Origin of the sequence: Erythrobacter sp., assembly GCF_038133525.1 — a bacterium.
GTDB lineage: Bacteria > Pseudomonadota > Alphaproteobacteria > Sphingomonadales > Sphingomonadaceae > Qipengyuania.
Window position 1 is genome coordinate 1 of record NZ_JAYPTL010000094.1, and the last position, 7,745, is coordinate 7,745.

The 7,745-nt window shown below is 64.2% G+C and carries 9 protein-coding genes; 7 read left to right on the forward strand and 2 right to left on the reverse strand.

The window, feature by feature from the left end; all coding sequences use genetic code 11:
- The 7 genes from AAFM29_RS16000 to AAFM29_RS16030 all read left to right on the forward strand — a co-directional run.
- On the forward strand, positions 1-695 hold a 695-nt coding region (locus AAFM29_RS16000), incomplete at its 5' end, for a cold-shock protein (protein WP_341713768.1).
- A 138-nt stretch (positions 696-833) separates the two neighbouring features.
- Positions 834-2,018: an aspartate aminotransferase family protein gene (locus tag AAFM29_RS16005; protein WP_341713769.1), complete on the forward strand. Its 1,185-nt coding sequence runs from the start codon at positions 834-836 to the stop codon at positions 2,016-2,018.
- Positions 2,019-2,020: 2 nt separating this feature from the next.
- On the forward strand, positions 2,021-2,980 hold the full coding sequence (gene argF, locus AAFM29_RS16010) for an ornithine carbamoyltransferase (protein ID WP_341713770.1): 960 nt from the start codon (positions 2,021-2,023) through the stop codon (positions 2,978-2,980).
- A gap of 43 nt (positions 2,981-3,023) precedes the next feature.
- Positions 3,024-3,929, forward strand: a complete 906-nt coding sequence (locus AAFM29_RS16015; protein WP_341713771.1) for an Hsp33 family molecular chaperone HslO — start codon at positions 3,024-3,026, stop codon at positions 3,927-3,929.
- A 102-nt stretch (positions 3,930-4,031) separates the two neighbouring features.
- Complete coding sequence (locus AAFM29_RS16020) at positions 4,032-4,427, forward strand: hypothetical protein (RefSeq protein ID WP_341713772.1); 396 nt, start codon at positions 4,032-4,034, stop codon at positions 4,425-4,427.
- A 38-nt stretch (positions 4,428-4,465) separates the two neighbouring features.
- A complete protein-coding gene (gene queC / locus AAFM29_RS16025) occupies positions 4,466-5,182 on the forward strand; it encodes a 7-cyano-7-deazaguanine synthase QueC (protein WP_341713773.1) in 717 nt (238 codons plus the stop codon).
- 4 nt (positions 5,183-5,186) lie between these two features.
- On the forward strand, positions 5,187-6,755 hold the full coding sequence (locus AAFM29_RS16030) for a spinster family MFS transporter (protein ID WP_371830760.1): 1,569 nt from the start codon (positions 5,187-5,189) through the stop codon (positions 6,753-6,755).
- Between the two features lie 12 nt (positions 6,756-6,767).
- On the opposite strand, the gene AAFM29_RS16035 is transcribed toward AAFM29_RS16030, so the two are convergent.
- Both AAFM29_RS16035 and AAFM29_RS16040 read right to left on the reverse strand, forming a co-directional pair.
- Positions 6,768-7,298, reverse strand: coding sequence for a superoxide dismutase family protein (locus AAFM29_RS16035; RefSeq protein WP_341713774.1), 531 nt, complete (start codon positions 7,296-7,298; stop codon positions 6,768-6,770).
- Between the two features lie 95 nt (positions 7,299-7,393).
- A partial coding sequence (locus AAFM29_RS16040; RefSeq protein WP_341713775.1) for an OmpA family protein occupies positions 7,394-7,745 on the reverse strand: 352 nt, incomplete at its 5' end.

Genomic DNA, 7,745 nt, shown 5'->3' on the forward strand with positions numbered 1-7,745 from the left:
TCGGTGGACCGCCCGCGGACTTTGCTCCGCACAATTCATTTCGTGATGACCGCGGGGGCGGTGATCGCTTCGGCGGCGGTGGCGACCGTTTCGGCGGCGGCAACCGTGGCGGCGGTGGCGGCTTCGGCGGCGGCCCTCGCGGCGGTGGCGGCGGTGGCGGTGGCGGCGGTTTCAACCGCATGCCCGCACAGGTCGTCGGCACCGGCAAGGGTACGGTGAAGTTCTTCAATGGGCAGAAGGGTTTCGGCTTCATCCAGCAGGATGGCGGTGGTGAGGACGTGTTCGTCCACATCAGCGCTGTAGAGCGGGCCGGCCTCGAAGGCCTTGCCGAAGGGCAGGAGCTTGAATTCAACCTCGTCGATCGCGGCGGAAAGGTTTCGGCGCAGGATCTGCAGATCGTTGGCGAAGTCATTGCTGTGCAGCAACGCAGCAGCGGTGGCGGCGAGCGTGAAGCGGCACCCCGCCGCGAGCTGACCGGCGAGAAGGCGACGGGCACCGTCAAGTTCTTCAATTCGATGAAGGGCTTCGGCTTCCTGACCCGCGACGATGGCCAGCCGGACGCTTTCGTCCACATCAGCGCTGTCGAACGCTCGGGCCTTGCCGGTCTCAACGAAGGCGAACGCTACGAGTTCGATCTCGAAGTCGACCGACGAGGAAAATACTCGGCGGTCAACCTCGTTCCCGCATCGGAGTGAGGCTGCGGACCGCGATCCGGTTTGACCCGGACCGCGCAAAGCAATAGATCGCTGGCAAACACGCAGATGGCGGTTCCTTGGGGACCGCCATTTGTCTTTGACCCTAAATGCCTTTTCGCGAATCCCCTCGGAGGAACCATGTCGATTACACCGCTGATGCCCGTATATCCCCGCTGCGGGGTGCGCCCGGTCAAGGGAGAGCATTGCCACCTGATCGACGAGGACGGCACCCGTTACCTCGACTTCGCCAGCGGCATCGCGGTCAACCTGCTTGGCCACAGCCACAAGGGCCTGATCGGCGCGATCCAGAAGCAGGCCGAGACGCTGATGCACGTCTCGAACCTCTATGGCAGCCCCCAGGGCGAGGCGCTGGCGCAGCGGCTGGTCGACAAGACCTTTGCCGACACGGTGTTCTTCACCAATTCGGGTGCCGAGGCGGTCGAATGCGCGATCAAGACCGCGCGCGCCTATCACCAGCATGTCGGCAATGACGACAAGTTCGAGCTGATCACTTTCACCAACGCCTTCCACGGCCGCACGATGGCGACCATCAGCGCCTCGAACCAGGAGAAGATGCACAAGGGCTTCATGCCGCTGCTCGCCGGGTTCAAATATGCGGAGTTCGATAACCTCGACAGCGCCAAGGCACTGATGGGCCCGAACACCGCAGGCTTCCTGGTCGAACCGATCCAGGGTGAAGGCGGCATCCGCCCGGGTTCGGAAGAGTTCATTCGCGGCCTGCGCCAGTTGGCGGACGAGAACGACCTGATGCTGGTGTTCGACGAGGTCCAGTGTGGCGTTGCCCGCACCGGCAAGCTCTACGCCTACGAACACTATGGAATCGAGCCAGACATCATGGCCACCGCCAAGGGTATCGGCGGCGGCTTCCCGCTGGGCGCCTGCCTCGCGACCGAAAAGGCTGCGCGCGGCATGGGCCTCGGCACGCATGGCTCGACCTATGGCGGCAACCCGCTGGCAATGGCCGCAGGCATGGCAGTGATGGATGCCGTCGCCAACGACGAATTCCTTGCCGAAGTGACCGAGAAGGGCGAGCGCCTGCGCACCCGGCTGGAACAGTTCATCGGCAATTATCCCGAACTGTTCGAACTGGTTCGCGGCAAGGGGCTGATGCTCGGTCTCAAGATGAAGGTCGAGAGCCGCCCGTTCTACGTCCACCTGCGCGACAACCACCAGTTGCTCGCCGTGGCGGCCGGCGACAACACGCTGCGCGTGCTGCCGCCGCTGGTGGCGGGTGACGCCGAGTTCGACGAATTCTTCGAAAAGCTTTCCGCCGGCGCGGCGAGCTTCGATCCGGGGGCCTGACGATGAGCGGCGGTGACGCGCTCGACCTGGCCCCGGCGGTGAGGAATTTCCTCGACCTGTCGGACGCGGGCGGGGATGCGATCGCCGCCATGCTCGCCGATGCGCAGGACCGCAAGGCGGCGCGCGCCGGCTGGCCCAAGGGGTCAGTCGATCCCGACGCTCCGCTGGCCGGTCACGTGCTGGCGATGATCTTCGAGAAGAATTCGACCCGTACGCGGGTGAGCTTCGACATCGCCATGCGCCAGCTTGGGGGCAGCTCGCTGATCCTCGATTCGGGAACCAGCCAGCTTGGCCGGGGCGAAAGCATCGCCGATACGGCGCGCGTGCTGAGCCGCATGGTCGATGCGATCATGATCCGCACCGACGACCATGCCAAGGCCAAGGAACTGGCGCATTACGCCCATGTGCCCGTGATCAACGGGCTGACCGATCGGTCGCATCCCTGCCAGATCGTCGCCGATCTGCTGACCATGGTCGAACAGGGCAAGGCGCTCCCAGGTCTCGAGCTGGCGTGGCTGGGCGATGGCAACAATGTGCTGCACTCGATCCTCGAGGCGGCCGGGATCTTCAAGTTCAACGTTCGCGTCGGCACGCCGCAGGGCTATGAACCCGATCCGGAATTCGTCGCCATGGCGCGAGCGGGCGGGGCGCGGGTCACCTTGACCCAGGATGCTGCAGAAGCGGCTGCGGGCGCCGATATCGTCGTCACCGATACCTGGGTGTCGATGGGGCAGGAGCATGTGCACAACAAGCTCGCCGCGATGGAGCCATTCCGCGTCGATGCGAAGCTGATGGCGCGAGCCAATCCCGATGCGCGCTTCCTCCACTGCCTGCCCGCCCATATCGGCGACGAGGTCAGCGAAGAGGTGTTCGAGAGCGAGCAGTCGGTCGTGTTCGACGAAGCCGAAAATCGCATTCACGCGCAGAAATCAGTGCTGTTGTGGTGTTTCGGCAAGCTCTGAAACACCCCTAACAATCAAGCTCAGCCTGCCCCATATGGCGGCGATGACTGATTCTGAGCACAATTCCGCGGAAACCTATTCCGAGCGCCTGCTGGGTTTCGCCATTCCGTCGCGCAATGCACGCGGGCGGTTGGTGCGCCTCGACCAGACGCTCGATGCGATCCTGTCGGCGCATGATTACCCTGCGCCGATCACCCACCTGCTGGCCGAAGCACTCGTGCTGGCGTCACTGATGGGTGGCCTGCTCAAGGACGGGGGATCGCAGGTCACAATGCAGGCGCAGACCGAAGCGGGCGCAGTCAAGCTGCTCGTGTGCGACTACAAGGACGGCGACCTGCGCGGCTACGTCGATTTCGATGCCGATGCGCTGGCCGAGCTGGGTGCCAACCCCTCGCTCTTCGCGCTGTTCGGCAAGGGGTACCTGGCGATCACCTTCGACATGGCGGAGGGTAAGGGACGCTATCAGGGTATTGTCCCGCTCGAGGGGGGCAGCCTGTCCGAAGCCTGCGAGAACTACTTCTTCCAGTCGGAGCAGGTACCGACGCTGATCCGCTGTGCGGTGCGCTCGGACGGCGGTGCTTGCGTCGCAGCGGGTCTGCTGGTCCAGCACCTGCCCGATGGCGAGGAAGGACGCGAGCGCCTGCATGCCCGGCTCGACCATCCCGAATGGGGGCATGTCGCCGTGCTGGCGGGTTCGCTTCGGCACGACGAACTGCTCGACCATGACCTCTCGCTGGAGGCGATCGCCTGGCGCCTGTTCCATGAAGAAGAGGAAGTTCGTGTCCAGCCGGGCTCTGGCATTGAGCGTGGGTGCCGGTGCACGATCGAGCATTACCAGCAGGTCATCGCCCGCTTTCCTGAAGAAGATCGGGTCGATATGCGCAACGAAGACGGTCAGATTGTCGTCGACTGCGCCTTTTGCTCGAAGCAATTCATGATCGCCGCCTAACGGTGTGTCGACGTTATACAACGGTTAATCGCAGATTTGCTCTAATATCAGCGAATCATGGAGGCGACCGAAGCTGTTGGTACGCGAAAGGTTTTTGAAGAAATGAGCCGCAAGGGAATGCTTCTGGTACTTGCTGCGCCGCTTGCGGCGCTGGCTGTGCCTGTGCTCGCCCAAACCTCGCTGGCGATGCTCGATACGCTCGACAAGGGCGGTTGGGAGGTTCGCTATCGCGATGGTACTGCCATGCGCAAGGTGTGCGTGAAGACGGGACGGGAGTTCCTCCAGCTGCGCCACACCGATGCAGGGTGCAACCGCTTCGTGGTCGAAGATGGCGCGAATGAGGTGACCGTGCAGTACACCTGTCGCGGTAACGGCTATGGCCGCACCAATGTCCGCAAGGAAAGCGGCGTGCTGGTACAGATCGACAGCCAGGGGATCGCCGACGGCAAGCCCTTCCAATTCTCTGCCGAAGGCCGCCGGTCCGGCACCTGCAGCTGACGGTTGCCGCCTCGGGCGTTCCGTCCTAGCGGCAAGGCATGACACATGACGACAAGGCGCAGCTCGGCCCGGCGGTCGTACTGCTTTCGGGCGGGCTCGATTCGATGGTCACCGCGGCGATCGCGCGCGAGCGCGGGCACGCGCTCCACGCGCTCAGCATCGACTATGGCCAGCGGCACCGCCGCGAACTCGAATCGGCGCAGGCGATCGCCGAACGACTAGGCGTGGAACGCCATGTCCTGCTGCCGCTCGACCTGCGCCGGTTCGGTGGTTCGGCGCTGACCGACGACATTGACGTTCCCAAGGCGGGCGTCGGCAGCGACATTCCAGTTACCTATGTTCCGGCCCGCAATCTCGTCTTTCTCGCGCTGACGACGGCCTTTGCCGAAAGCTCGGGCTCGCGTGATATCTTCATCGGGGTCAACGCGCTCGATTATTCGGGTTACCCCGATTGTCGGCCCGAATTCATTGCGAGCTTCGCGGAAACCGCGCGCCTGGGCACCAAGCAGGGGGTCGAGGGGAAACCCTTCACGATCCACGCACCGCTGCAGCACATGACCAAGGCGGACATTGCCCGCGAGTGCCATCGGCTCGGGCTCGACCCGGCGTGGAGTTGGTCCTGCTACGACCCTCTCCCTGACGGAACTGCCTGCGGGGCGTGCGATTCCTGTCGTTTGCGGCGAAAGGGGTTTGACGAAGCGGGGCTTATCGATACGACACGGTACGCAGAAGGAATGCCTTCGCTAACGGAGTAGGAATTTGACCGAGACGACCGACGCCGCCGTGCAGGCAGACCTTCCGGCAGCAGCGGTGGAGGACAAGATTCCAGCCTATAGCTGGTACGTCCTTTTCACACTTGTCGTCGTCTACATCCTCAACTTCATCGACCGGCAAATCCTTTCGATCCTCGCGGTCGACATCAAGCGGGACCTGGGTCTGACCGACGGCCAGCTTGGGTTTCTGGGCGGTGCGGCATTTGCGGTGTTCTATGCCCTGTTCGGGGTGCCGCTCGGCAGGTTGGCCGATCGCTGGAACCGGGTCCGGTTACTGACGATCGGGCTTGCCCTGTGGTCGGCGATGACCGCCGCCTCGGGCCTAGCGCGGAACTATCTGACCTTGTCTCTGGCTCGCATGGGCGTCGGCGTGGGTGAGGCGACGGCCAGTCCCACCGCCTATTCGCTCATCTCGGACTATTTCCCGGCCAAGAAGCGGGCGACCGCACTCGCGATCTATTCCTCGGGCCTCTATCTTGGCGGCGGCGTGTCGCTGCTGATCGGTGCCAAGATCTCCCAGGTCTGGGACGCGGCCTATCCCGGCGGTGGTATCGGCGGGCTCGTCGGCTGGCAGGCAGCCTTCCTGGCTGTCGGCATTCCAGGCATCCTCATGGCCCTGTGGGTGGCCACCCTGCGCGAGCCCGAACGCGCGCCGCAAGAGGGCCAGTCTGACCGCCACCCGCTGCGCGACTTCTTTGTCGACCTGTCGATGCTGCTGCCCCCCTTCACCCTGGTGCACGCCGCGCGGCGCGGGGCGAAGGCGCTGGTGGCCAATATCGCCTTTGCCGCTGCAATGGTGGCGGCCGCGATCGTGATGATCGGGATTACCGGCAACACTCCGCAATGGTCGGCGATGGCCTTTGGCTATTACGCAGTTTTCTCCTGGGCGGCGACGCTCAAGCAGCATGACCCGGCGACGTTCCGACTGATCTGGGGAACCCCGGCCTTCATTTGCACGGCGCTCGGTTACGGCCTCGTTTCGCTTGGTGCCTATGCACTGGCTTTCTGGGCTCCGCCCTACGCCGAAATCGTACTGAAGTTGCCCAAGGAAGAACTCGCCTTCGTTCTGGGTGCCAATGGGGCGGTTTCGGGGTTCCTTGGTGTGATCATGGGCGGCAGGCTTTCGGACGCGCTACGGCAGCGCAATCCGTCGGGCCGCATCCTCATGATCATGTTCGGGATATTGGCGCCGATCGTTCCGATCTGGGTCGGCTTCACCACTGACAGCGGCACCGTCTTCTACGTGATGAACTTCCTTGCCGGCCTGTTCGCGGCCGCGGCACTCGGTGCAGCGGCGGCCACTACGCAGGACCTGGTGCTTCCGCGCATGCGTGGCACGGCAACCGCATCGTTCTTCCTCGCAACGACGCTCGTCGGCCTGGCGGTGGGGCCCTATATGGTCGGCCAGATCTCCGACCTGACCGGGAGCATGCGGATCGGGGTGCTCTCGCTAATCGCGGTTGCGCCGATCTCGCTTGCCCTGCTGATTTGGGCCTATCGCGCGCTCCCCGAAGCCGAAGCTACGATCGAAGAGCGCGCACGGGCCGCTGGCTGACGATTCGCCTGCCTAGCTGGCCTGTTGCAGGATACCGCAGGCGATCCGACTGCCTGCATTTCCCGAGGGATCGCTGCGGTAATCATCGGGGCCCGCGTGGACCACGACGGCGGTGCCGTCCGCATCGAAGATCAGCGGAAGCAGCAATGCAGCGTCGCCTTCCAGGTCGACCACCAGCGAGCCGGTGCGGTTTGTGGCGACCACAAGGTTGGGCAGGTCGCCCAGGTGCTTGCCGCCCGCGGCAAGCGAGCCGTGGTGTTTGCCTGCGGGGTTCAGGTGACCGCCCGCGCTGGTGAAATCGGGTGCCGTGCAACTGCCCGCCGTGTGCAGGTGGAAACCGTGTTCGCCAGCCGGCAAGCCCACCACGGCCACGGCCAGCGACAATTGGGCGCCGGTCTGGACCAGTTGGACATTGCCCGCGGGCAGGCCGTCGGATGTGCGGAGTGCGGCCTCGCCTACTCTCCTGTCAGGCAGGGCACCAACCGTGGCGCATGCGCTGGCGAGTAGGGCAATGGAAGGAAGCAGGGAAAGGTGGGCGCGCATGGTCGGTCTCCGCGATTGGACTGGTCTCGTTCACCCAACGAAAAAGGGGCCGGATTGCTCCGGCCCCTCGTCCTGTATCGCGAATTTCGCGAAACTTACATGCCCGAACCCGGACCGTAGGTGAGTTCCACACGACGGTTCTGGAGTTCACGGACGCCGTCCGCGGTCGGGACGCGCGGCTGCGATTCACCGAACGCTTCGCTGGTGATCCGGCCATCCGGAATACCGCGCGAGGTGAGGTAACCGCGAACCGAGGCGTTACGACGCTCGGCGAGGCCCATGTTGTACTTCGGGGTACCCGAACGGTCGGTGTGACCGGCGAGCATGACCGAAGCCGTGCCGCAGTTGGCGTAGGCCGAAACCGCATTGTCCAGAATGGTCGCAGCTTCCGGCGTAATGGCCGATTCGTCCCAGTTGAAGAAGACGATGTACGGACCCGTCTGGCAC